This is a genomic window from Vibrio atlanticus (genome assembly GCF_024347315.1).
GTDB lineage: Bacteria > Pseudomonadota > Gammaproteobacteria > Enterobacterales > Vibrionaceae > Vibrio > Vibrio atlanticus.
Window position 1 is genome coordinate 1,320,789 of the sequence record NZ_AP025461.1, and the last position, 25,601, is coordinate 1,346,389.

Sequence of the window (25,601 nt, forward strand, 5' to 3'; positions counted from 1 at the left end):
TTAATGCCAGTATTAAAGAAGCTCTACTTTGTGCTCATTCCTACTTTATTGTTCGTATTTGCAATAGGCGGAATGGTTACTTACCACTTAGCCTCTAACCACGCGAAACACATGTACTTAGACGAAGTACAATCTGATGTGAACACCGCGCTCGTGGCGGCTGAATACGAGCAACTTGGTCTATCTTTACTTGTAAAAGATATAGGTTCATCGCTACAGTTCTTGCGATATATTCAAAACCCTAGTGACTACACAACCTTGTCCCTGCTGGAAAAAAGAGTGCTTCGTGTCTTAAACCAAAGTCACGTTAATCAATTTGGTCAACGTAACATCTATATCGTTGATCCTAAGTTTCAGTTAACGCTATCTACGTTACGAGCAGACCCTTTCGAAGGGTTAAAGATCCCCGATAACATCTATGAAAAAATCTTCGATATCTATACCTCGTTAATCAATAAAAACGAGCTGTCTCATAAAGGCTTCTCATATATCTCTGTGAGTGGTGAACTTAGATACGCTTACGTTATTGCAATCGACCCTTACTTGCTCCCACAAGACAAACGTGCAAACGACAGCTTAAATCGATACATACTAATTGCAGATGGTCCATTAAAACAACTATCCAACTTACTAATAAAATACAACGATGATGACAATATGCAGCTTCTGATTGAGCCATCATCGAATACTGCACACATAGAGAATACGCAGTTTGTTATCAAATCGTTTGAACAAACCAAAGACAGAATCAAAGTTGAGATGAACAGCCGTCACTTCCTCGCTCAGGTTAATATTCGCGAAAAGAAATTCAATCAGGAAAAATCTATCATAGCTCAGCAGACCTTACTTGGCGGTTTGACGACACTATTCATTATTATGCTCATCGTACACATGGTGGTGCGCTACCAATTAGTACGTCCACTCAAAGATCTACTACACGAGATATCCATTGGCGGACTTAAACTGAGGTATTTCAAACGTTCATCCGGGCACAGTGAAATTGATGGTCTAAAAAACGCCTACATTGATTCATTAACAGAATTGAAATTCGAAGCTGAATTTGATCAATTAACCAAATTAGCCAACCGACGCTCGTTCATCCGACACCTCGATGTGCGTCTAAAAAGCTCGATAAGTCCTCATTGCTATCTGGTTTGCTGGGACATTATCGACTTCCGTAAAATCAATGACTTATATGGTGCGAAAGTAGGTGACAATGTACTCGTTAGTCTGGCCAAAACACTAAGAGAAACCCTGCAGAATCAACAATCCTCTTTCGGTTTCAGTTGCAGCGACTATTCAGTTGCAAGGCTAGGAGGAAACCAATTCATTGCCATATTGGAAATGGGTGAGCACCAATCAATAAACGAAGAAATTGAGAACATTAACAACACCCTAACGGGTACGACTTTCCTCGATTACTATGGTTTCAGGCTTTCAATTGCAACAGGTGTACTACCCGTCGATACCCCTAAGTTCGAGGAGATATGGCACCGATGCATCGATGAGATGCTGATTAATGCCAAAGCGCACAGTGATGGAGAAAGCCGAATCGTTTACGGCGAAGAACTACTTCATTCACTAGAAAGACATGACGTTATCGAAAAAAGGCTATTGGAGTGTTGTGAAAGCGACAACTTTGAACTTCGCTTTATGCCTATTTTCAATGCTAAGACACTTCAGATTGACGGAGCAGAATGTCTGATTCGCTGCCCTGCTCTATTTGATATAAAGGCTGGCCCGGATGAGTTTATTCCGGTCGCCGAAAGAAGTAACTTGATATCCAAACTCGACATGTGGGTCATTAGTACCGCAATAAAAAGCTATAAAGAGCTCTCTGAAATTCACAAGTACACAGGTAGCTTATCAATAAATATATCAGCAATGGAACTTTACAATCGTAACTTTGCAGACAATATTCGAAAGGTAATCGAGCGTTATCAAGTACCACCAGCCAACATCATTATAGAAATTACCGAAACCAGTTACGTTAAAAGCAGTAAACTTACAGTGCAGACTATCGAAAGTATCAGGAGCTTAGGTTTAAAAGTGTCTCTTGACGATTTCGGTACTGGCTATACAGCTTTTAACCAACTTCTTCACTACCCTGTCGATGAGCTTAAAATTGATAAAAGCTTTATCGATAATATCGTCGACGACAAAGCTGACCGAAAGATGGTCGAATCCATGGTTAACTTAGGACACTCTTGTGACACCTTCGTTGTTGGCGAAGGTGTCGAGTCTCTCGAACAATATCATCACCTTAAAAAAGCCAACTGCGACCTAATACAGGGTTATTTTTTCAGCCAACCACTCACTTACATTGAGTTCATTGAATTTGTTCGTGACCACAATCCGCAAACGATTCTGGATCAGCAAGCCCTTTTAGAACCAAGCTCTAACGAAAGGATTGTGGCACTTAATCAGAAACAGTAGTCGTATTTCGGAAAGCATGACTAGTTAATAACCACGACCAAACCTTACCACGACCAAACCTTTTAGATGCTTAGCCTTGCATCGAGGTCAACAGCTCCATCATGTCTTTAGAGCTTATGTTCTTCTTGTGCCTCACTACGGCGTCAATCATCAATTCTAAGTTACCTGCAGAGATGTAATCACTAAGGACGTCGTTAAACTTGTCCTGAATTTCGTCACTCGCGTACAAATGATCAGGAATGAAGAATAAGAACTGGCTTCCACTGCTACGGAATGAAATGGTGCTTTCAGGGATCTTGGTGGTCAAAGACTTAGCAGCCGAGCTCACCACAAGGTCCCCATATTCAAGGCCATATTTTTGATTAATCTCGGTAAGATTTCTGATTCGGACAAAATAGAGATCAAAGTTTTTGTCCTTCGAGTAGCTATTCTTAACAAATTTCATCAACGAAATTCGATTGCGAAACCCTGTAATAAAATCCGTAGAGTAGAGCTTTCTTTTGATAGAAAAATCCATATAAAAAATAATCCCAGTCAATAACAAGATGCCAACAAGAAAAACGCTACTGATCCGATGAACGGTAACCAAGTTATCAACCATTGAGGTATTTTCTTCAATTACAGGGCTTTGTAATCGAAACTTGTCGTTAATAAAATCGACGAGAGTGTGGTAGCAAATATCGATTTTTTTCTGCAGAGATTCCTTGGGCAACAACCCTTGGCTGACCAGTTTAATTGAGGATTCCAAGCTCTTAAATTTATCAAATTCCGCACTAAAATAAGGTTTAAAGTTTGCTGACTTGATGAAATTGGAGGACTCAGTACTGTTAATTAATATGTCAAAACGGCTCCACGTAATATCGTACGCTAACCATAACTCATCATAATCAATAGTTTCAGAACGGCTTACCATTAAGAAATTGGCGTATTCTTTCACCAATTGAAAAACGAACCACGTTGCCTCATTTTGTCGGGTGGAAAAACTCTTGTTGATATCGTTAATGCGGGTCACACTGTAGATATTAATGGTGAGTACCACTGCCGCTAAAGATAACACGACGACTTTAATTGCAGTCAATGACAACAGCTTTTTCATACTAAGTCCTTACAAATGAATATCGCGTATCTGCCAGATCATCTTGGCATGGAAGTCAGTGTTATCAATGTCTGGAGTCGAAGAAAGTGGATATATCAACCAGTACGGACCTTTTTCTCTGACTGACATAAATTGGCCATTTTGTTTAATCGCAATGATCGGCTGGTAGTCGTCAAAGTCTTCTTTGGGCACCACTATTTTATAGTCGTTTAGTGCAACAAAAGTCACCTGCGAGGCCATGGGTAAATCCATAGTTTCAAGCACCGTTTGTAAGGCCACACCGCTATAAACCAACTCTCCATCCAGCCAAGGTAATGACGTGGTGATTTCTTTTTGAGGAAGCAATAACAGTTGTTCTCGACTGAATTGATGCTTTTGCCCTAAGTGATCGAATATTGTCAGTTCCGATGCTGCAAAAATAGAAAATGAACACAGTGAAAGTATAAACAGAAGTGCAGCTCTCATTTTAAACTCCATTTTAAAAGGTCACTAATTTGAGTCTAGTTCATATTAGTCATTTGACTTGCTTAGACATTGCCTATTTTCTCAATGATGCAGTTCGAATCTTTCTCAAATAATGTTTCATTCCTATAACCAGGTGCGAACAACACCTTCCCCTTATCTCAATAAGACTTTAATTAGCGTTAATACAAGTAATCCCTGCGTTTTAAAGGCAATGAGTAATCCAATCTTGCCACTGAATACGTACTGACTAACAAAATTGACAATAAATATGAGTCAGTAAGTAGCGAGAACGCTTATGCATGCATAACCTTTACACCAAGGTGAGTGTTTTCTGAGGGTCATCAAGCACTCGCTCTTTTCTTCAATAAGGGAATACGTAATGAGATTAAATAAGCAAAAGTTTAACCCCATAACAGCACTTTCCATTCTGCTAATGACGGCTGTCATGAATCCAGTTTACGCAGAATCTAACGACGAGCAGTTCGAGTTAGGAAAACAAAAAGCCAAGGTGTGTATGACTTGTCATGGCGTTGATGGTATCTCAACTCAAGATCCCTACCCGAACCTTCGAGGTCAAAAAGTGGGATACCTAATCTCTTCACTGAAAGATTATCAGACAAGGGAAAGAACCAGTGGCTTAGCGATTCTCATGCAACAACAAGCCGACACACTTTCAGATCAAGACATCCGAGATATCTCCTACTTCTATTCAATGCTCGGCAAGGAATCAAGTTCAGTTAGCGACTCAAAAACAGACAGCAATTCAAAACTGTAGGCAAGGAGCCTTGTTATGGAACAAGTGACAACGCAGTACAGCATTAAGGTCGTGAAGTACTTTATCATCGCCTCTTTAATCTGGGCGATTGTGGGGATGATCATCGGCGTGATCCTCGCCGCTCAATTGTATTGGCCTGTGCTCAATTTCGATTCTCAATATTTCCAATTTGGTCGTCTTCGCCCTCTGCATACCTCAGGCGTTATTTATGGGTTTGTGGTGAACATTTTAATGGGGACTTCACTCTATATTGCCCAACGAACTGGCCATTGCGAGCTGTTCAATAAAAGCCTGTCGTGGATGGTCTTTTGGGGGTGGCAACTTATTCTACTGTTCGCAGTCATCTCCTTGCCTGGGGGCCACACTAGCTCAAAAGAGTATGCGGAACTTGAATGGCCAATCGATTTAATGATTGTACTGGTGTGGGTGCTCTATGCAGTGTTGTTCTTTGGCACCCTAGCCAAGCGTAAGGTGAGCCACATCTTTGTGGCTAACTGGTTTTTCGCTGCTTTCATTATCGTTGTTGCCATGATTTTCATTGTGAACAATCTTGCGATGCCGGTCTCGGCCATGAAGTCCTACTCCGTATTCGCAGGTGCTCAAGATGCGATTGTTCAATGGTGGTGGGGACATAATGCCGTTGGTTTCTTACTGACCGCTGGTGTGATCGGTATGAATTACTATTTCATACCCAAAGCAGCGGACCGACCAATCTATTCGTACCGCTTGTCTGTGATCCATTTCTGGGGCTTGGTCGGCTTTTACACGTGGGCCGGAACGCACCACTTAGTCTACTCTTCCGTTCCCATCTGGATTCAGAACATCGGAATCGTGATGTCATTGATTCTGTGGCTCCCTTCCTGGGCGGGTGCTTTCAATAGCGCAATGACCCTTCTACAAAACAAAGAAAAGCTGAAGTCCGACTACATTCTTTTATTCTTTTTCTCAGCGATTCTTTACTACTGCTTGGCAACATTCGAAGGCCCGCTACTTGCTATTCGCTGGTTCAACATGGTGGCACACAACACCGAATGGATAATCGGCCACGTACATTCCGCAGCACTCGGATGGGTGGGAATGTCAGGGATAGCGGTTTTTTACTATTTCATTCCGCGCTTATGGGGACAAACCGATCTTTGGTCACGACGACTGATTAAGTGGCACTTCTGGCTTGCTCATGCTGGCGTCGCCATTTATGCGATTGCGCTTTGGGTCGCGGGTATCGGTGAAGGTTATATGTGGCTCGCTCAAAATGAAAATGGCGAACTGATATATAGCTTTGTAGAGGCTATGGACTTTAAAGCACCTTGGTTGTTCTTACGATTCTTTGGTGGTGCGCTGTTTGTTCTGGGTTTATTCCTAATGGCATTTAACTTATTTAAAACCGTTCGTATGCCAGTAGCACATAACGCTAAACACGCCGTTAATGAGGGAGCTTAAATGATGAGTAAAGACTTTACACATTCAATCGTCATTTTAATTTTGACCACCGTTGTCGTCGCTTCCTTCTCTCTGTTGGTTTGGGTAGTGCCTAGCATTGTCCGTGGAGACGATATTGCCAAAGGCAGCTTAGCGATGCCACTCACACCTCTTGAGTTGGCAGGACGAGACATTTACATCAGTGAAGGCTGTCATGTGTGTCACACACAAATGGTTCGCCCTCTAGAACCAGAAGTGAAACGTAATGGTCGCCCAAACAAAGAAGCAGACGACATCTATGAATTTCCTAACTTGTGGGGTTCTAAGCGCACGGGGCCTGACCTCACTAACTTAGGAAGAAAGTATTCTGACCAGTGGCATGCTATTCACTTAATTGATCCTCGAAAAGTCGTACCGACATCGATCATGCCCGCCTACCCTTGGTTATTTGAACAGACTCTGTCAGGCGACGACATAAGCGAAAAAATGGAAACCCTCCGCATACTTGGCGTTCCTTATACTGACCAAGAAATAGGTGACGCCCGATTACAAGTAAGAGGAAAAACCAAAGGTGAAGCTCTGATCCGCTATCTACAAAGCCTTGGTAAAGATACGTCACAGGAGGTATCACAATGAGTGCATTTTGGAATCTATGGGCGGTAATTTTAACCTTAATCTTTTTCGTTCTTATGGTGTCTGTTGTTGTTAAATATTGGCGTAGCAATCACCAAGCCGATCACGACCACACCCTTGGCACTTTTGATGGCATTGAAGAAAAAGATGCGCCACCGCCAAAACTACTCTTTGTCAGCTATGCTATTGCCTTTCTATTGTCTGCTGGCTATTTGGTGCTCTACCCCGGGCTTGGTGAATGGGAAGGGTTAGTCGATTGGAAGCAAAGTGACGACAAACTCAGCTCACCCAGCACAACGTTAAACGAGCAATTCTCTCAAACAACGGAAACCTCCCTCGAAGGATTGTCTGGCATACCCGAAATAGTAAACAGCGGACAAATCTTGTTCCAAACTCACTGCGCGGCTTGTCACCGCGACAACGCTCAAGGTCAGAAACACTTCCCTAACCTTATTGACCAAGAATGGCTATATGGCGGTAGTGATGAAGCGATCATTCATTCGATCGCCAAAGGGCGAAATGGCGCGATGCCGGGTTGGAGCGAGATAATGCGCCCCGATGAAGTGGCTAAGGTTTCTTACTACTTAGCTTCGCTCAATCAGCGCCATACCGATGTTCCAGAAGTAAAAGTTAAAGTCGGCAAAGAGCTGTTTGCAAAATATTGTTCATCTTGTCACGCCGATGGTTCTATCGCGAATCCGGCGATCGGCGTCCCTGATCTTTCCGACGATATTTGGCTGCATGGCGGCAGTATTGAAGAGATTCAGCACACTATCAACAAAGGCTTGAACAACCTGATGCCTGCGTTTGATAAACAGCTTACGGAAAACGAGATACTCGCACTGGGTGCTTACATTCGACATGCGGGCTCAGAGCAGCAGCAAAGACTCGCGAACCTAGTGGCTCAGTCTGTTGAACGGGGTGAATACCTCGCTTATGCCGGTGACTGTGTCGCGTGTCATAGTGCCGAAGGTGGCGAACCTTTTGCTGGCGGACTGCCTTTTGTGACACCTTTTGGCACCGTCTATTCAACCAATATTACGCCCCACACAACAGAAGGTATTGGTACTTATGACTTTGATGATTTCCGAGCCGCGTTAGTTGCAGGTCAAGGTAAGAATGGTTACCTGTACCCTGCAATGCCTTACACCTCTTATCAATACCTCACCGACCAAGACATGGTCGATTTGTGGGAATACATGCAGTCAATCACCGCGGTGCCTCGCCGCAATGACAACAACAGCATGATGTTCCCATCGAATATACGTCTAGGTCTGCTCGGGTGGAACATTGTGTTCATGGATACCGACCCGATTGACTATCAAGTGCCCGAAGAGCTTAAGACGGAAGTCGAAAACGTTGAGAAATGGCAGCAAGGGAAATATTGGGTGGCTGGCCTTGGACACTGCTCTGAGTGCCATACCCCGCGAAACATTGCTCAAGCTCTGATACCCGAACGTATTTTCCAAGGTAACTTGATTGACGGTTGGAATGCGCCCGATATCACGGCAAACGAGCTGTATGTCGATGGTTGGGATGAAGCGACACTGACCGATTTCTTACACACGGGTCACTCAGACAAAGGGACTGCTTTTGCGGGCATGGCAGACGTAGTGAAAAACAGTCTAAGCCTGATGACGCGTGAAGATATCGAGTCGATGTCCTATTACCTACTCAGTGGTGACATCAACAACACCATCAGCAGTGACGCCGTTCCGTTGCAACCTAAAGGGTTTGATGAAGACTCTTACGCGACTGACATTTACACCACTTATCGCCAGACATGTGGAGCCTGTCATGGTGACGATGGTAAGGGACGTGACCCTATCGCCCCTACTCTGTTGAATAACGGCATTATCATGCACAGTGACCCATTCAACACCATTGCGGTAACGGTGAGAGGCTTGCAACCCACCTATCTCGACAAAGACAGAAACTTCATGCCAATGGCAAGCTTTGAAGATGTGCTGTCGGATCAAAGATTGGCTGAGTTGATCACCTTCGTGCGATTGCACCTTGGAGATAGAGAGGAACCAGTAACGGCAGAGCACGTTCGAGAGGTAAGAGAAACTCTTGAAGCTGCAGGTTATGCGGGCGGCTTGCACACCACGCCAGACATGTACGATCGCAGAGACAACACGATCAATATTCGATAGGCGCTCTAGCTGTGCGTGGCCGATTGGCTCAACAAGCAGCGAATAGCCCATACTTTTATCGCTGTCTCACAAAGAAAAGGAGACCAATGTGTCTCCTTTTCTATTGTTCAAAGCCTAACTTTCGACAATTTGCCCTACAACACAATTATAACTAACTGATTACACAATTAAGCAGAGCTGCACACAATGCGATCAATCTCGCAGAACAAATACAGTACCAGGTGCATAATACGCAAAATTTTATAAAGGTGCAGCAGAGGACAGATATGGATACAACTACACTCATCTACGATACATTGGAAGGTCTGTCGAGCGCAAAGCCACAGCAACACGCTCAAATCCGCCAAAATCTATATAACCAATTAGATTTATCATTTGAGAAGCAGTTGGCTTTGTATTCATCAGTTCTTGGTCCAGCAAGTGCTGGTAGATTGACCGATTTGGATAGCGCAGTGATGTCTGCACGCAAGATTGTTGGCTTAGAAAACAGCTAAGTAATCTTCAACCGCTCTCAACTTTAACGCTGCCACTGTGCAGCGTTTTTTATGGATGCCATTTACGATAAGTACAAGTGGTTAAGATAGATTCAGTCGATTACGATAAATGCAGTTCGCTACGATAAGTTCAATAAGGTCTGTTTTTCAAGTTACACGCACTTTCATTTTGTTGATCTTATGTTTCATTTTTAACAGATGTGCAACCTTGGCAATAGCGTTAATGTTAGTAGCACGTTAACCACGCATCAGATGGAAGAATCATGAGAGTACTTATTGAATACACACAAACAGGCAAATACCGTGATCAGGCGTGGGAAGCACTAACAATTCGTTCGAAAGGCGAAGTTCAAGCTGTGACTCCCTCTTATGCGGCTCAACTTATCGAACAGAACCGCGCCAGCTTATCGACTACTGAAAATCAAGATATCGTCATCCAACCATAATGAGTTTAGGAACTATCCCTCCCGGTTCTTAAACTCTCTGTTTTACTCGCTTTAGTAATCAATACGATACTGAGTAAAACAGAGTTTGATGACATAAAAAAAAACGCTGCACGGATGCAGCGTTTTCTTGTTTCTAGCGAATCTTATTTCTAACGTAGACAGTTTGACTATTTTGGCAGGTTCTCTAACGCTTCGACCATCGTCATTAATTTATCTACAATTCGTTCACCATCGACTCTCAAGCCATTGTGTTCATACTCGTTAGTGATCCACGCTTTTGAGTTTGGAATGTTCGCTAGCGTTTCACGGCTGTAATCCAGTTCTACGTACATATCGTCCGCGTAAACTGCGCATGCCATTGGAACCGTATTCTTACTCAGCTGCTCTGCGTTGTACAAAGTGCCCCAGTCCGACTTCTCGGCCAACATGTTTGCCGCTTCACGCAGTGGCTGCAGCGTTTCTAGTTGGTCGAACATCCATGGGTACACCATTTCTCCGGTAAACCAAAACTCACTGCCCGATTGGTAGTTAAAGTGCGGATATTGCTCCCGTATTCGGTGTGCAGACCATTGCGAAGCTGTACCCTGGCAGTAAATCGATTCATGCAAAATCGCATAGATAGGATTAGTTAGGTAGCCCTGCTCTTGCTGCATTTGATTTAGGAAGCTGTAGCTCAACTGCCTGTTACCGTTCACTTCAACAAATGCACTCTCTAGTGTGAAGTACATAGGAAGGTTTGCTTCACCGCCACCAAGGTTAATACCAATCAACTGGAACTGCTCAACCGTAAACACCTGACCGTTTGGCAATCTGACATCGTTGTTAAGCAGGTAATCAGAGATCTCACGACACATAGCTTGCGCTTGTGGGAATTGAGCAAAGAACGCTTTGTTCTTGTCTTCGACACGCTTATAAGTCGCACGATAAACGTCGTCAGCTTCGCGCTCGATAGACGGAATTCCGCCCGTGACATAACAGCGCTGTAAGCTTTGTGGAAACAGTGATAAATAGCTCAACGTACAGAATCCACCAAAGCTTTGACCTATCGTTGACCATTGTTTAACACCGAATTGCTCGCGAATCGCTTCCGCATCACGAACGATGTTGTCCGCTCTGAAATGCGTTAAATAGTCGACTTGTTGCTCTGGCGATAAGTGTGCCAACGTTTCATGACTGATAACAGTGCTGTTGCCTGTACCACGTTGGTCAAGAAGCAAAACACGATAGTTTTGTAATGCACGTTTTAGCCAACCAGATTGACCGCTCACTCGTGGAGATGGAAAGCCCGGACCACCTTGAAAGTAAATGAGCCACGGCAGCTCTTGCGCGTCTTTTGCAAGATCAACCAACTCACGTGCGAAAACTTGGATCTGTTGTCCATCTTTAGCTTGGTAATCAAGTGGCAACTCAAAAGAGTGCTGACGATACAGGGTGGTTCCATCAATAAAATTAGTTTGCACGCTTCATTCCTTTTGTCTGTTTCTAAAGTCGTCGGTACGAATAAAACAGCGCCCGTTGGCACCTACAGTGAGCAAGATACGCATACTAGCTTGTAAATGAAACCGTTTGTTTTACATGAATGTGAAGGTGCTTCGTTTAATTGTTCAATTACCTCTCAACGGGTAACAACGTGTGTCAAAACAGTCAATTTAGAATAGGTAAATCCAGCGAGAGATCAAAAGAGTGAAGCAAAAAAAGAGGGACAAATAAAAAGAGCTTAACGAGGTGAGGATACGTTAAGCTCTTTGGTTTTACTTGTGTTGATAAACTAACTGGCTTCTTCGCCGATAATCTATCGATTCTGTTAGTTCGAATAGACCTAGCTACTGCGAAGCAGTCAGTTCACCGGCACCTTGAGTCGAGCGTTCGCTGCTCTGAACTAGGATTGCTGTCGCGGTCTCTTTCAGTGACGCCCACTCACCATCATCAACTTCAATTCCATCGTTCCACGCTTTCTCTTGAGTTTTAAAAAGCGCTTCCGATTCAATGTGTGTTTGGTAGCCATCTGACAAACGTTCGATATCGAAATCCTGGACGGAAAGTTCGATGGTCATGTTGTGGATATGTTCGTCCGATGCCAGTGGCAAATCTGATAAAAACAGTTCTGGTGCAACGCAACCACGGTTAAGCACATACAAGGTGCTCTTAGGGTTGGAGCCATTGTCCCAACGAGCAGTACACGCGATACCTTTCGCGGCCAATTTAACGAGTTCGCTATACGCTAACCAACGGTTATGACAGTTGTTTAACTCTATTTTTAGCGTCTTTTTGCCAACCATTTTTTCAATGGCGTAATCCATGACTACTGGCAGGTGACACGCCAAACTCGCCTTGTGTAGATCCACTTCGACTGTATTGTCACTGCTCACTTGAATATCTACAGGGCAGTCGTCTTCTAAGCCAATGAAGTTGCTTGCATTGTTAAAGTGACGAACACCATCCAAACCAACCATCTGTAAATCTGCCACCATGTTTGCAATCACATCGGCTTCACCACATGTACGACGCATACCCAAAAAGGCTTTATTGACGGCCGCTACCAGTTCATTGTGAGAAACGATCATAACGCTTTACCTCCATGTTGGCTTTTCAAGGTCGTATCGTGAATAGAAACATTTTGCGAATCAGACAGTTCAGATTCACTTGGTAATAGTGGGAACAACCATTCATCTTGATGAATTTCATCAAGCAGTGGCGCACCTTGGAAAAACGTCACTCGAACCCAACGGTCTGAGCGAGGATCAAACTTAGTCGCACCAAATACCGCTAACTTGCAACGTAGTAAGTGCATTGGTAGTGACGATTGGTGCAGCACATTCATTTGAATATCACCCATCGCTTTATTACCTAGTGTCCACACTCGACGTGCAATAGCACGATACTGTGGCTGTTTTACAAGGAACTCAGCCAAAGACAGCTCTGGTGCGAATTGTAATAACGAATGATACAAACGGTAAGCTTGACGGCCGATATCTAACGGCAGTTCACGCTCTTCACCCAGCTCTTCACCTCGGACACCGAGCCTTGGCTCTTCTTTGTCTTGAGAGCGATACCAAAACCAGTAATTGTTCTCTTCTTTCGTAAAGTCAGTCGTTATCGCCCAACGGTACTTTTCTTCTAACACAACCAAAAGATCTTGGATTTTCTTACCACTCGGAAGTGACAGCGTTTCGCTACAATTCATCTGCTCTTGATGGGCGTCCACTAATTCTGGGTACAACTCCATTAAGCATGAGATAAGGATTTCTTGGGCTTCCATACTCATGTGCTTAGATTGTTCGACTAACTGCGCCCATGTATCACACAAGCTGACAGACGCTTCTAGTGATTGTTGTGCGTATTTCAACTCATCAACAGCAGCTTTATTCAAGTCTTGCTGGTGCTCATTGATGGTCACGACTTGCTCTAAATGGCGAATACCTTTATTCATTAAAGCCCGCAATGGTTCAATCAATGACGTATCTGTCGCATTGGCTAATACTTCAGCCAATGCTTGTTCACGAGTTGTCATCCATTGATCGACAATGCTTGGGTGGTTAATAAGGTATGGCGCCATGCCTAACCCTGTCGCATTACCGACACCAAGATAGCGTTGCAATCCACGGTGTAACGTAATCGCTTGTTCACCACCTTGTTGCTCGGCTAGGTAATGAACCCAATCAAGGCTGAATTCACGCAGCATATAAACCGCACACATTTGAGCGCTAAATGACTGATTAAAATCTGCGTTTTTCTCTAAAACTTTAAAGTCAGCAATGCCAAATTTGCCATTGCCATAGACTGCTGTCGTTCGCAGAATATAGCCCACTTCAGCCAGTTCTTTGGCCGTTGGTTGAACGCCTTTAGCCAAGTGACTAACGATATGTTCAAACACACGTACACTTTTATTTGCACGCGCCAAAACAAGCACATTATTTGGGTTACGGCCTGCTTCTTGAAGCGGTACATTCGCACGAAGTTTCTCAAGTAGAGTGACATCCACATCACCAAGAACAAGCGCAAACGTTACATCCCACTTTTCAGCAATTACACGGTCATTTCGTTCGTCATCTGCAATTTCATCGCAAAAAACAACCAAATGATAAACATGGTTTGGCGTCGCTAGCTTATAGATAACATGACCAAAACCTTGAGCATCTAATTGCCACTCATGTTTCGTCACTTGCCATTGCTGTTGCGCCATTTTACGAATCAGAGTTCTAACGAAGCTGATACGTGTTTGGTGCATTGCACCTAGCCTTTCCGGTGCCATGACGACAGTTGCGTCACGTAGTGCTGATTCAGTGTAGGTAGAACGATGTGCATCCATTTTGCTCACCACCTTATAGTTATAGGATTTTGCTAGCCATTCAGAACCGATCGTTGCCGTCATTTGAAGCACTATTGCGACAGTATGTTGGTTAGCTTTCACGTTTTTAATCGTTATTGGTGTTATCGAGGCAAGCGAACTCACCCCTTATTATTTGTCCTGACTAGGTCTCTTCACCTAAATAGTTGCCGTCCGGTGTATCTTCACCAGTACGGGTTTCTCTTCCTTTCGGAATTTTTGCATCAGCCTTCTTTCAAAGGCTGATTTGTTTCTCTTTCATTTTTAGAGAGCGTTTTCTCTACAGGCTCTTTTCTTTAAAGACCCTGCTCTTTCGCCATCTTGACTGCTATTTGAGGCGCGTTCCAAAGTGATGGCAGTAAGATTATGGAAACCGGTACTGCAGTGATAACAATGAACGATTGCAGTGCAGAGATTCCGCCTGACCCTAGGGAAATCAGAATTAACGCTGTTACCCCCATCATCACACCCCAGAACGTACGAATAATTGCATTAGGCTCTGTCTCACCACTGACTACCACACTGATGGTGTAAGTCATTGAGTCACCCGTCGTTACGATGAAGATCGTGGTTAAGATCAAGAACAAAATAGAGATAAGCATTGGCATAGGTAGCTGCTGAGTTACCGCTAGTAGTGCGCCTGGTAAGTTAAAGCCTTCAAATGCCTTACTTACGCTGCCTGGATCGGCAATTTCGAACGCAAGACCAGAGCCGCCAACAATCGTGAACCAGAAGCAAGTCACAAACGGTGCCACCAAGCTGATTGTTGTCACCAACTGACGGATACTACGACCACGTGAGATACGAGCGATGAAGATTGCCATCATTGGGCCGTAACCTAAGAACCAACCCCAGAAGAATACTGTCCACCAGCTCAACCAACCTTCGTCGCCACGGTATGTTGCCATTGGGATGAAGTTATCTATCATGCTGCCTACACCTTGGATGTAGCCATTGAAGATAAAGTTCGTTGGACCAAAGATTAGGATGTAAATCATCAATGCCATTGCTAAAATTACGTTGTAACGGCTTAGCATTTGCATTCCGCGGTTAAGACCGCTTAATGCCGACAATGTGTAAAGCACGATAGCGAACAAGATGATGATTAGCTGTGTTGTGAAGCCATCAGGAATACCAAACAGTTCATTCAGAGCGTAGCTCACTTGCAAGCCCAAGAAGCCGATCGGACCGATAGTGCCCGCCGCTACAGCGACAATACAACATGCATCAATCAGTGCGCCGGTATGGCCTTTCAGTGCTCTTTCGCCCAAAACTGGGTAAAGCAAAATACGAGGTTTAAGAGGCAAGCCTTTGTCGTAGTGAAGGTGCATAACCACGATAGACGTTAAGCTGCCCACAATTGCCCATGCTAGGAAACCCCAGTGCATGAATGATTGTGATAACGCATTCACCGCACCTTGTTGGGCGTTTTCTTGTGCGCCATACAACGGTGGTGGGTTAACGTAGTGTGCGATAGGCTCTGCTGCTGCCCAAAATACACCGCCGCCCGCCAATAGCGTACAGAAGATGATAGCCATCCAACGGAAGCCATCCATTTCAGGTTTCGCGATGCCGCCTAGGATAACCTTGCCTGTTCGCCCTGCCGCTAGGCCAAGACCAATAAGAAAAGTCAGAAGAAGAAGCATTTGCCAATAAGGGCCGAACACTTTTACAGACCACGCAAAGCCCGTGTTTACTAGGGTAGAAAGTAGCTCCCCATCAAACAAAGCAAGTGCTACGAACAGAGCGATAAAACCGCCGCTGTACCAAAGTGCTGGGTTGGTTAGTCCTAATTTGTCTGAAGTCGATTCAGACTGGTTTGTGTTACTTGTTTTGTTGCTTGCTGTGTGTGCTTGACCCGCATTTACGTTTGAAGATTTCACGCTATTGGTTAAATCAGACATACTCTGACTCCAGAGGTTTCTTTGCAGCTGTCATTTTAATGATGACTACAAGAGGTGTATTTAACACCTACCCTATTGTTTTTTGTGTTGGGCAGGCTAATCCATGTTTGGGTTACCGCGTTGCGAAATAGACCGTTGTTCCTTTTGAATAGTTAAATTGGTTACAACAGCACTTCTAAATGAAGGTTAATTAGAAGGCTGCCAATTCGATGATTACTAGTGAGAAAGCACTTAACCCTTGCTTTGAGGTTCTAGGCCATCTTTCAAGAAGTTAAACCAGTTTTCTCCCAAGACTTGCCCAGCTTCAGACTCGCTGAAACCATGGCGCATCAATCCGTTATAAATATTTTCCATACCCGCACTACCACAGAACCAAGGCAACGCATCTGGCCAACCTGAGTTGTTCGCAGAGCCTTCACCGTAGTCCATTGCTTTAGACCAACGACCATTTCTCATCCACTCAAGAACGGCTTGAGGTTGGTTTAAGCATAGGTCACTACCAATACCTAGGTGTTCTACGCCAACCATGTCAGCGGTAGTCGCAACCATTTGGCAGAAATCTTCCAACGTACATTGGCTGCCATTGGGTAGGTGGAATGGGTACAAGCTGAATCCAATTAAGCCACCGCGTGCGGTTAGGGCTTTAATCACATCATTTGATTTGTTTCGTAGTGCATCATGAGCAAACGTTGGGTTCGCATGGCTAATACAAATAGGACGAGAAGACAGGTCAATCGCCTCAAGCGTTGAACGCTCTGCACTGTGAGACATATCGATGATCATGCCCACTCGGTTCATCTCTTCAATCGCTTGCTTACCAAAGCGTGTGATGCCTGTGTCGTTCTTCTCGTAGCAACCCGTCGCCAATAAGCTCTGGTTGTTGTACGTCAATTGCATGATCAAAAGACCTTGCTGACGCATTACTTCGATAAGACCAATCTCATCATCGATTGGAGAACAGTTTTGAGCACCTAGAAAAATGCCGACTTTGCCTGTCGCTTTTGCAGTTTCCACATCAGCCATTGAATGAATCGGCATGATAATGTCTGCATTCTTCTCGAATCTTAAGTTCCATTCTGCAAAGCGAGATAAGGTTTCACGAGCTGTCTCGTGGTAAACCGCGGTAGCGTGAACTGCTGTAATGCCGCTCGCCTTTAGTGTTTGGAAATATTCTCTGTTCCAATTGCAGTATTGCAATCCATCTATAACAATCCGTTGCTGGTACATAACCACTCCTATTGAAAGCTCAGTGTTCTAGCTCGGTTTTGAAAACACGCTCAAATAACATGTTTTCAAAAATGGGTTAAATCACTTGTCTAATTCGTTTGCTGCTTTGGTTGGGATGTTGGCCTGACTCGGTGAATCAGGCCAATTCGATAGCTGGATAGCTAGAGACTTAATATCTTCAGCTATCCAATTCTTATATAGAAGTTGATTAGTAAGGACGCTGGTAAGCTGTCTTCACTACTGTGTAGAACTCTTTCGCGTACTGACCTTGCTCACGAGGACCGAAGCTAGACTCTTTACGACCACCAAACGGTACGTGGTAATCGGTGCCTGCTGTTGGTAGGTTCACCATCACACAACCTGTTTGCGCTTGTTGCTTGAACATTGCGCTAGTACGTAGGCTTTGAGTAATGATGCCGCCCGTTAGACCAAAGCGAGTATCGTTTGTTGTCGCGATAGCTTCTTCTAGGTCAGCTACACGAATCACGCTTGCCATTGGTGCAAACACTTCTTCTTGGTTCACTTCCCAATCGTTCTTAGTATTCAAGAACAGCGTTGGAGACATGTAGAAGCCTTCATGTTTCATGCTTAAGCGTTCACCACCAAATGCTAGCTCACCGCCGCTTTGACGTGCTTTCTCAACCCAACCTAGGTTTGCTTCAAGTTGGTTACCGTCAACAACAGGGCCCATGAATACGCCGTCTTCTAGTGCGTGACCCACTTTAAGCTCGCTCATACGCTTGATCAGTGCTTCAACGTATTGGTCGTGAATGCCATCCATAACTACTAGACGAGAAGATGCTGTACATTTTTGACCCGCGCCAGAGAACGAACCTGCGATAGTCGCATCAACAGCTGTTTGGATATCAGCATCATCAGCAACCACAAGTGCGTTCTTACTGCCCATTTCTAATTGGCAACGAACGAAGTTTGGCGCTGTAGCAGCCGCAACCTTACGACCTGTATCAACAGAACCAGTAAAGCTCACACCGTTCACTTCTTTAGAGTTGATCAGTGCATCACCTACTTTCGAACCGCTACCTAGAACAAGGTTGAACGTGCCTGCTGGCATGCCTTGGCGGTGGATAATCTCAGTTAGCGCAACTGCACTTGCTGGTGTTAGGTTTGCTGGTTTCCAGATAACGCTGTTACCGAAAGCAAGCGCTGGAGCGATTTTCCAAGCAGCAGTCGCGGTCGGGAAGTTCCAAGGAGAGATGATGCCGATAACACCCACCGCTTCACGAGTCACTTCTACAGAAACGCCTGGGCGTACTGATTCTGCGTTGTCGCCAATTTGACGAAGCACTTCAGCCGCAAAGTACTGGAAGAACTGACCTGCACGGTAAATTTCGCCACGACCTTCAGCAAAAGGCTTACCTTCTTCACGAGAAAGTAACGTACCTAGCTCATCACAACGTGCAATCAGCTCATCACCGATTGCTTGAAGTACTGCTTGCTTACGTTCAATAGGCGTTTTTTCCCACTCTGGTTGAGCGTGCTTCGCCGCTGAAATCGCTTGTTGAACTTGGTCAGCACTTGCTTGTGCGAAGTTACCGATGTTTTCAGAAATATCTGATGGGTTAATGTTCGCAACGGTGCTTACACCCGCTTGCCATTCGCCGCCAATGTAAAGTGCGTTTTCTGCTTGAACATTCTGTAATTGAGTCATCATTCTGTCCTTGTAACGGTTAGGTTGCGGTTGAGTCTGGCAACCATCTGGTTAATTAATAAACTGTTAATATTCAGGTAATTAATTGCTAAAATAAGATGTATATTTTGTTTCTAAAGTGAACCAAGTCGCTTGTATCAATAAACCACTTCAATTTAAAAGAGTTTTGATCCGCAAATAGCCTTAGTTCACAGTCGAATTATTCAGGTTGAGACGCCGATGCGTAAACCACGAACTCAACCAACATTTCTTCTCTTGCTAACCCTGCAACGACGACCGCAGCACGATTTGGATAAGGTGCATTGAAGTATTCTCCGTATACGCTGTTGACCGTTTTTAGATATTCACGGTCTGTCACGTAAATCAGAACTTGCAGCACTGAATCCATAGATTCGCCTGCACACTCCAACGTATGAACAAGGTTGTTAAAAGTCTGACGCGTTTGCGCTTCGATACCACCTTCTACTACTGCGCCAGTTTCATCAATTGGAATCTGCGCTGTGTATAGAGTGCCGTTATTAACGATTGCCCACTCTAGTGGTGCTTTTGAAGCGAAAAGCTCGGTTTTTACTGGGTATTTTTTAGTTTGTGCGTTCACGATTCCATCCAACTTTGTAACAACTATGTTTCAAGATGGTTAAATACTGCACCTTGACGACTGATAAATCTAACGGTAAATTTTGTGCATTTGATAAATAAAATCTATCACCTTTAAAAAAGTAAGGTATAGCAAGGCCTAGAGAAGGATTCCTGTCATGAGTATTAAGCTACAACAGTTAAAACATTTTGTTTTAGTGGTCGAAGAAGGCGGATTTAGAGCGGCATCTCACCGAGCAAATCGCTCGCAAGCGGCACTTTCTACGTCGATAAAAGAGCTAGAAAAAATTCTCGGCCAACCACTGTTTGAAACGGGCAACAAATCGACGCTGACACCTTTCGGGGAAATATGCCTGCCAAAAATCATTCAATTCCTGAATGTTTACAAAGCATTAGACAATGACCTACGCGCAGCCGCGGCAGGACAACAAGGAAGAGTTCGAATAGCAAGCGTGCCATCAGTAGCGGCAAAATTAATCCCTAGTGTTTTAGGGGCTTTTTGTGAACAGTACCCGAATGTTGAGGTAAGCTTAATTGATGATAATGCGGCGGGTGTAGAAGCAAGATTACTGTCTGGAGAGGTAGACGTTGCCCTCGGAAATAGCTCCCATTTAGAAGAAGAGAGCATCGACTTCACGCCTTTACTTTCCGATCCTATTGGTGTGGTCTGCCTCAAAGACAACCCTATCGCCTCTCAACGGGAGGGAATAGAATGGCAAACTTTGTTAAAACAACCCTTCATTCGCAACGGGACTTGTACCCTACTTGACCCAACACCTGCAAGAATGCTCAGCGAACAAGCTTTGTATTCAGTAGAGAACATTACTTCCCTGTTTTCGGTGTTAGAGCTTGGGATAGGCGTGACCACGCTGCCTAAGCTGGCTTTTCCAACCAATGAAACTCGCTTGGTGTGGATTCCGTTGATTGACCCACCTTTACAGCGTCAAATCGGTATTTTCAGATTGTCTGATCGTACGATCTCGCCACAAGCGCAGGCTTTTCATGACTTATGTATTCAATATCTAAGTTATGAAGACTAATAGAGGGACATAATTGAGTTTGTTTTCTTAAAAAGCGGTTGATAGAGCAACACATCAAGAAATTCCAGCTCTAATATCCAGACTTTTGACCTTTCTATCTTGAGCTTAGTGCCCTAACCTTCAGATTTTTGCCCTATCTTCAGCTCCTTACATCCATGTGAGGAGCTGAATTTCTTCCATCATATTCATCTTAAACGCCGACTTATTCGTTTCGGATCGCCAGAAAGACGTTAAGAATGAAGTCGTGACAAACTATTTTGAAAAATAATCACTTCCAGATAGAGAACGCCGTATAGATAAATCACTCAATGCACGAAGGCTTTCATCGCTGATTAAAACTGGCTTTATCCACTTGTAAAATGGCACGCAATAATCAACTTATAAGTGACGCTAAGTGTTTGAATATACGTAATTGATAAGATCATAACTTGCCAAATTGGCGTCTAAAATCTTCATACAAAAACTCCCCTTTCCTCTGAAAATAAAGCATTTAAAATTTTCATGAATAAAGTTATACAACTATTACTTTCATAAATGAAAAACATTCATTTCAAAAATGGAATTATTGATGTCGCTTTTTGTCGTTTTGATCACATAATTTTAGGCGTAGTTTATATTTTGTCGAAACGATAGCGAATTAGTTTTTATCGTTTAATTTCGTCAGGAGATATAAAGCCAGAAAGATTATTTCTTTGTTAACAAGTAAAGGTTTATTAACAAGTCAAATTGCTATTAACAAGTAAGTGCTAGTAACAAAACATATTCAAACTGTGTTTTATATTGACTTACACTGTTAAATATAGGGTTTTATTATGAGGCTTAATGGGATAAGTAGCGACATCCTTGTTGCTGCTAAAAGAGTTATTCTCTGCCAAATAGTATTAGCCGTCGGTGTAGTTTTATATGAAGTGTTTTTTGGTAATAAAGTAGATATGGAGTCTTCAGCTTTGGGTGTCGTAATCGCGATGTTACCACCGCTGTTTGGTTTTATATATGCAAGCCTAAAGGTGCACAAGAATCCTAATTATAGTTTACGTGACTTAATGCAAATGAGTCGTGTCGTGAAAATAACCTATACGTTCTTAATGTTTATCTTGGCATTCCAGTTTTTTAAATTGGATAACCCAGTAATATTATACGCGTACATTTTCACAATGATTGGGTACTTCTTAACACCATTTATTACTGCCTCTACAAGATCGGAGTACGTGTAGTATGGATCAAGTCACTACCGCTCACGAATACATAGAGCATCACTTAACCTTCTTAACTACAGGTGATGGTTTCTGGGCGTTCAACATTGACTCAATGTTGGTATCTTGGATTACGGGTTTATTGTTTATTGGAGCTTTTCGATATGTAGTGACCAAGGGCACTAGCGGTGTTCCAGGTCGTTTTCAATGTTTTATCGAGCTTATCTTTGATTTCGTTAACAACCTAGTCAAAGAGATTTTTCAAGCGGAGGATAAATTAATAGGGCCACTGGCATTAACCACTTTTGTTTGGGTGTTGTTAATGAATGCAGTCGACCTATTACCAATTGATTTAATACCAGGGTTAACTCGTGTAATGGGTTTAGAACACTTTAGAGATCTACCGACAGCGGATGTAAATATCCCAATATCGATGGCACTCGGTGTGTTTATTCTACTGTTAACTTATACGTTAAAAAATAAAGGTTTGAAAGGCTTTATCAAAGAGCTCACTACTCAGCCATTTGATAATCCTCTTTTATATCCTGTTAACTTCGTTCTTGAATTAATAACATTAATTTCAAAACCAATATCACTAGGCTTACGATTATTCGGAAATATGTATGCAGGCGAGATGATATTCATCCTTATCGCACTAATGCCTTGGTGGATGCAATGGGCACTCAGTGTTCCATGGGCCTTATTCCACATATTAATCGTATTCTTGCAAGCATTTATATTTATGGTACTGACCGTTGTTTATTTAGCAATGGCAACAGAAGAACACCATTAATTAATAACTAAAAATTAACTAACAAATTATTTATCGGAGATACAAATGGATATCGTAAGCGCAGTTTTATATGTAGCAGGTGCATTACTGATCGGTTTAGGTGCAGCGGGTGCAGCATCTGGTATTGGTAACTTAGCAGGTAAATACCTTGAAGGTGTTGCTCGTCAACCAGACCTTACTCCAATGCTTCGTACTCAATTCTTCATCATGATGGGCCTTGTGGATGCTGTACCGATGATCGGTGTTGGTATCGGTCTATACATCATCTTTGCCGTTGCTTAATTAAAAGCTTTGAAAAGATCGATTTGTAAATAATCAAGATTTAGTGAGGAAGGTATGAATTTAAATGCCAGCATGTTTGGTCAAGCAATCTCATTCGTGATTTTTGTTTGGCTATGCATGAAATATGTATGGCCCCCTCTCACCGCGATGTTAGACGAGCGCCAAAAAGAAATCGCTGATGGCTTACGCCACTCAGAGAATGCAGCGAAAGAGCTAGAACTAGCAAAATCAAATGGCGCACAACTCGTCGCAGATGCGAAAAAAAATGTGACCGAACTGATTGAGCAAGGCAAAAAACGCCGCAACGAAATCATCAACTTAGCTCACCAAGAAGGTGAGCAAGAAAAAGCGCGCATCTTAGAGCAAGGTAGAGCTGAGCTAGAAGGCGAACGTCAAAAGTTACGCCGTGAACTTCAGGCGGATATGGCAGACGCTGTTATTCAAAGTGCACAGAAATTGATCAGCAAAAACCTAGATTCTGAAACGAACCGAGCGTTAGTTGATCAAATGATAAGCGAACTCTAAACGGAGGCAATATGTCAGATTACACCAATATTGCTCATCCCTACGCTAAAGCATCGTTCGACTTTGCTTTAGGTGAAAACAAGTTACAAGAGTGGCACTCAATGCTGTCCATTCTTGTGACGGTAGCGGAAGAAGAAACGATCGCTAAGCAGATTTCATCAGCAGAAGGTGTTCACACACAGCAATCTGAAGAACTGGTCAATCTCATCATTCACGTATGCCAAGGACTCGTTGATGACCACGTCATTAATCTCATTAAAGTCTTGGCTGAGAATGGCCGTCTTGCAGTGATCAGAGACTTGTTTAACTTGTTCAGCGACCTAAAGGACGAACATGAACGTGTAATCCCTGTCACTGTCACCAGTTCAGAATTGCTTACACAAGATCAAGTGACATCACTCACTGCTGCACTTGAGAAGAAATTAGAGCGTCAGGTTGAAATGGAACAGGTTATTGATGACTCGCTGGTTGGCGGGATCGTCATCAAGGCGGGTGAAACCGTCATCGATGGTTCTTTGAACACATCAATTAGCCGATTAGCCCATCAACTTCACGCGAGATAGGTAACAATTATGCAATTAAATTCAAATGAAATCAGCGATCTAATCAAAGATCGCATCTCGAAGTTTAATGTGAGCACCGAAGCTCGCAACGAAGGCACCATAGTCTCGGTTCGTGATGGCATCATTACTATTAATGGCCTTGCGGATGTCATGCAGGGTGAGATGATCGAGCTTCCAGGTGGTAAATACGCTCTTGCTCTTAACCTTGATACCCACTCAGTCGGTGCCGTGGTTATGGGGCCCTACACTGACCTTTCTGAAGGTATGAAAGTGAAAGGGACAGGTCGTATCTTAGAAGTACCTGTAGGTAATGGACTGCTTGGCCGTGTAGTGAACACACTAGGTGAGCCAATCGATGGCAAAGGCCCAGTGAGTTGTGACCGACTCGACCCTGTAGAAGTAATTGCACCCGGCGTAATCGAGCGTAAGTCAGTCGATCAGCCAATTCAAACTGGTTATAAAGCCGTTGATACCATGGTGCCTATCGGTCGTGGTCAACGTGAACTTATCATCGGTGACCGTCAGACAGGTAAAACAGCGTTAGCTATCGATGCGATCATCAATCAGAAAGATTCTGGCATCAAATGTGTGTACGTGGCTATTGGCCAGAAAGCATCCACTATCGCAAACGTTGTTCGTAAACTCGAAGACCACGATGCGCTTAAAAATACCATCGTTGTTGTAGCATCAGCATCAGAATCAGCCGCGCTTCAATACCTAGCTCCTTATGCGGGTTGCACCATGGGCGAATACTTCCGTGACCGCGGTGAAGATGCATTGATCATCTATGATGACCTATCAAAACAAGCCGTCGCTTACCGTCAAATCTCATTGCTACTTAAACGCCCACCGGGTCGAGAAGCCTTCCCTGGCGACGTATTCTACCTCCACTCACGCCTACTAGAACGTGCAGCACGAGTGAGTGCGGAATATGTAGAGAAGTTCACAAACGGTGAAGTGAAAGGCCAAACAGGTTCATTAACCGCGCTTCCGATCATTGAAACTCAAGCGGGTGACGTATCGGCGTTTGTACCAACCAACGTAATCTCAATTACTGATGGTCAGGTTTTCCTACAAACCCAACTATTCAACTCAGGTCTACGTCCTGCTGTTGACCCAGGTATCTCGGTATCTCGTGTGGGTGGTGCAGCACAGTGCAAGATCATCAAGAAACTATCTGGTGGTATTCGTACATCGTTAGCTCAATACCGTGAGTTAGCCGCATTTGCTCAGTTCTCTTCTGACCTAGACGACATGACGCGCAAGCAGCTTGATCATGGTGAGCGTGTAACCGAACTGATGAAGCAAAAGCAATACTCGCCGATGTCTGTCGCTGAACAAGCAACGGTTATCTACGCAGCAGAAAAAGGCTATTTGGCCGACGTAGAGTTGCACAAAGTTGCACGTTTTGAAGAAGAGTTAATTGCTTACGCAAAAGGTCAAAACCCAGAATTGTTCGACACCATCAACGCTAACGGTGACTACAACGACGAGATCGACAGTGCACTTGCAAAACTTCTCGGTGACTTTGTAGCGTTGAAAGCTTGGTAAACGCTCCGGT

At 43.8% G+C, this 25,601-nt stretch carries 23 protein-coding genes; 14 read left to right on the top strand and 9 right to left on the bottom strand.

Translation table 11 applies throughout. The features are described from left to right. Window positions 1–3 precede the first annotated feature (3 nt). Window positions 4–2,436, top strand: a complete 2,433-nt coding sequence (locus OCV30_RS21510; RefSeq protein ID WP_065679406.1) for a putative bifunctional diguanylate cyclase/phosphodiesterase — start codon at window positions 4–6, stop codon at window positions 2,434–2,436. Window positions 2,437–2,506: 70 nt separating this feature from the next. Here OCV30_RS21510 and OCV30_RS21515 read toward each other — a convergent pair whose 3' ends face one another. Both OCV30_RS21515 and OCV30_RS21520 read right to left on the bottom strand, forming a co-directional pair. Next, entirely contained in the window at window positions 2,507–3,532 is a 1,026-nt protein-coding gene (locus OCV30_RS21515) for a diguanylate cyclase domain-containing protein (protein WP_065679407.1), read from the bottom strand. A 9-nt stretch (window positions 3,533–3,541) separates the two neighbouring features. Beyond that, complete coding sequence (locus OCV30_RS21520) at window positions 3,542–4,009, bottom strand: putative pterin-binding protein (protein ID WP_370736702.1); 468 nt, start codon at window positions 4,007–4,009, stop codon at window positions 3,542–3,544. Between the two features lie 367 nt (window positions 4,010–4,376). Between OCV30_RS21520 and OCV30_RS21525 the strand changes: the two genes are divergently transcribed. The 6 genes from OCV30_RS21525 (at window position 4,377) to OCV30_RS21550 (ending at window position 9,920) form a co-directional block, all read left to right on the top strand. Then, window positions 4,377–4,772, top strand: coding sequence for a c-type cytochrome (locus OCV30_RS21525; protein WP_065679409.1), 396 nt, complete (start codon window positions 4,377–4,379; stop codon window positions 4,770–4,772). A 15-nt stretch (window positions 4,773–4,787) separates the two neighbouring features. Further along, window positions 4,788–6,212, top strand: a complete 1,425-nt coding sequence (ccoN, locus tag OCV30_RS21530; protein ID WP_065679410.1) for a cytochrome-c oxidase, cbb3-type subunit I — start codon at window positions 4,788–4,790, stop codon at window positions 6,210–6,212. Beyond that, a complete protein-coding gene (locus OCV30_RS21535; protein WP_065679411.1) occupies window positions 6,213–6,827 on the top strand; it encodes a cbb3-type cytochrome c oxidase subunit II in 615 nt (204 codons plus the stop codon). Then, window positions 6,824–8,980: a c-type cytochrome gene (locus OCV30_RS21540; protein ID WP_065679412.1), complete on the top strand. Its 2,157-nt coding sequence runs from the start codon at window positions 6,824–6,826 to the stop codon at window positions 8,978–8,980. Before OCV30_RS21535 ends, OCV30_RS21540 begins: the two co-directional genes overlap by 4 nt. A 266-nt stretch (window positions 8,981–9,246) precedes the next feature. After that, window positions 9,247–9,474, top strand: coding sequence for a PAS factor family protein (locus tag OCV30_RS21545; RefSeq protein ID WP_004730426.1), 228 nt, complete (start codon window positions 9,247–9,249; stop codon window positions 9,472–9,474). Between the two features lie 263 nt (window positions 9,475–9,737). After that, window positions 9,738–9,920: a hypothetical protein gene (locus tag OCV30_RS21550; protein WP_065679413.1), complete on the top strand. Its 183-nt coding sequence runs from the start codon at window positions 9,738–9,740 to the stop codon at window positions 9,918–9,920. Between the two features lie 167 nt (window positions 9,921–10,087). Here the strand turns inward: OCV30_RS21550 and OCV30_RS21555 are convergent, their stop codons facing one another. The 7 genes from OCV30_RS21555 to OCV30_RS21585 form a co-directional block, all read right to left on the bottom strand. Beyond that, entirely contained in the window at window positions 10,088–11,380 is a 1,293-nt protein-coding gene (locus OCV30_RS21555; protein ID WP_065679414.1) for an alpha/beta fold hydrolase, read from the bottom strand. 363 nt (window positions 11,381–11,743) lie between these two features. Next, window positions 11,744–12,484: a DUF3726 domain-containing protein gene (locus OCV30_RS21560; RefSeq protein WP_065679415.1), complete on the bottom strand. Its 741-nt coding sequence runs from the start codon at window positions 12,482–12,484 to the stop codon at window positions 11,744–11,746. After that, entirely contained in the window at window positions 12,481–14,292 is a 1,812-nt protein-coding gene (locus tag OCV30_RS21565; protein WP_065679416.1) for a hypothetical protein, read from the bottom strand. The genes OCV30_RS21560 and OCV30_RS21565 overlap by 4 nt, the downstream gene beginning before the upstream one ends. Window positions 14,293–14,543: 251 nt before the next feature. Beyond that, a complete protein-coding gene (locus OCV30_RS21570; protein ID WP_065679417.1) occupies window positions 14,544–16,151 on the bottom strand; it encodes a BCCT family transporter in 1,608 nt (535 codons plus the stop codon). A 231-nt stretch (window positions 16,152–16,382) separates the two neighbouring features. Further along, entirely contained in the window at window positions 16,383–17,378 is a 996-nt protein-coding gene (locus tag OCV30_RS21575; RefSeq protein WP_065679418.1) for a membrane dipeptidase, read from the bottom strand. A 208-nt stretch (window positions 17,379–17,586) separates the two neighbouring features. Then, on the bottom strand, window positions 17,587–19,047 hold the full coding sequence (locus OCV30_RS21580; protein ID WP_004730413.1) for an aldehyde dehydrogenase family protein: 1,461 nt from the start codon (window positions 19,045–19,047) through the stop codon (window positions 17,587–17,589). A 199-nt stretch (window positions 19,048–19,246) separates the two neighbouring features. Further along, window positions 19,247–19,645: a RidA family protein gene (locus OCV30_RS21585; protein ID WP_029224053.1), complete on the bottom strand. Its 399-nt coding sequence runs from the start codon at window positions 19,643–19,645 to the stop codon at window positions 19,247–19,249. Window positions 19,646–19,802: 157 nt separating this feature from the next. On the opposite strand from OCV30_RS21585, the gene OCV30_RS21590 reads away from it, so the two are divergent. The 7 genes from OCV30_RS21590 (at window position 19,803) to atpA (ending at window position 25,591) form a co-directional block, all read left to right on the top strand. Next, window positions 19,803–20,684 carry a LysR family transcriptional regulator gene (locus OCV30_RS21590; protein WP_017099346.1) on the top strand — a complete coding sequence of 294 codons (882 nt, stop codon included), beginning with the start codon at window positions 19,803–19,805 and terminating at the stop codon, window positions 20,682–20,684. A gap of 812 nt (window positions 20,685–21,496) precedes the next feature. Further along, a complete protein-coding gene (locus tag OCV30_RS21595) occupies window positions 21,497–21,898 on the top strand; it encodes a hypothetical protein (protein ID WP_017098977.1) in 402 nt (133 codons plus the stop codon). A 1-nt stretch (window position 21,899) separates the two neighbouring features. Next, entirely contained in the window at window positions 21,900–22,670 is a 771-nt protein-coding gene (gene atpB, locus OCV30_RS21600) for a F0F1 ATP synthase subunit A (RefSeq protein ID WP_009844934.1), read from the top strand. A gap of 45 nt (window positions 22,671–22,715) precedes the next feature. After that, complete coding sequence (gene atpE / locus OCV30_RS21605; protein ID WP_004730405.1) at window positions 22,716–22,952, top strand: F0F1 ATP synthase subunit C; 237 nt, start codon at window positions 22,716–22,718, stop codon at window positions 22,950–22,952. A gap of 54 nt (window positions 22,953–23,006) precedes the next feature. After that, on the top strand, window positions 23,007–23,477 hold the full coding sequence (locus OCV30_RS21610) for a F0F1 ATP synthase subunit B (RefSeq protein ID WP_065679419.1): 471 nt from the start codon (window positions 23,007–23,009) through the stop codon (window positions 23,475–23,477). An 11-nt stretch (window positions 23,478–23,488) separates the two neighbouring features. Next, on the top strand, window positions 23,489–24,040 hold the full coding sequence (locus OCV30_RS21615) for a F0F1 ATP synthase subunit delta (protein WP_004730398.1): 552 nt from the start codon (window positions 23,489–23,491) through the stop codon (window positions 24,038–24,040). A gap of 9 nt (window positions 24,041–24,049) precedes the next feature. Beyond that, on the top strand, window positions 24,050–25,591 hold the full coding sequence (gene atpA / locus OCV30_RS21620) for a F0F1 ATP synthase subunit alpha (protein WP_065679420.1): 1,542 nt from the start codon (window positions 24,050–24,052) through the stop codon (window positions 25,589–25,591). The last annotated feature ends 10 nt before the right edge of the window (window positions 25,592–25,601 follow it).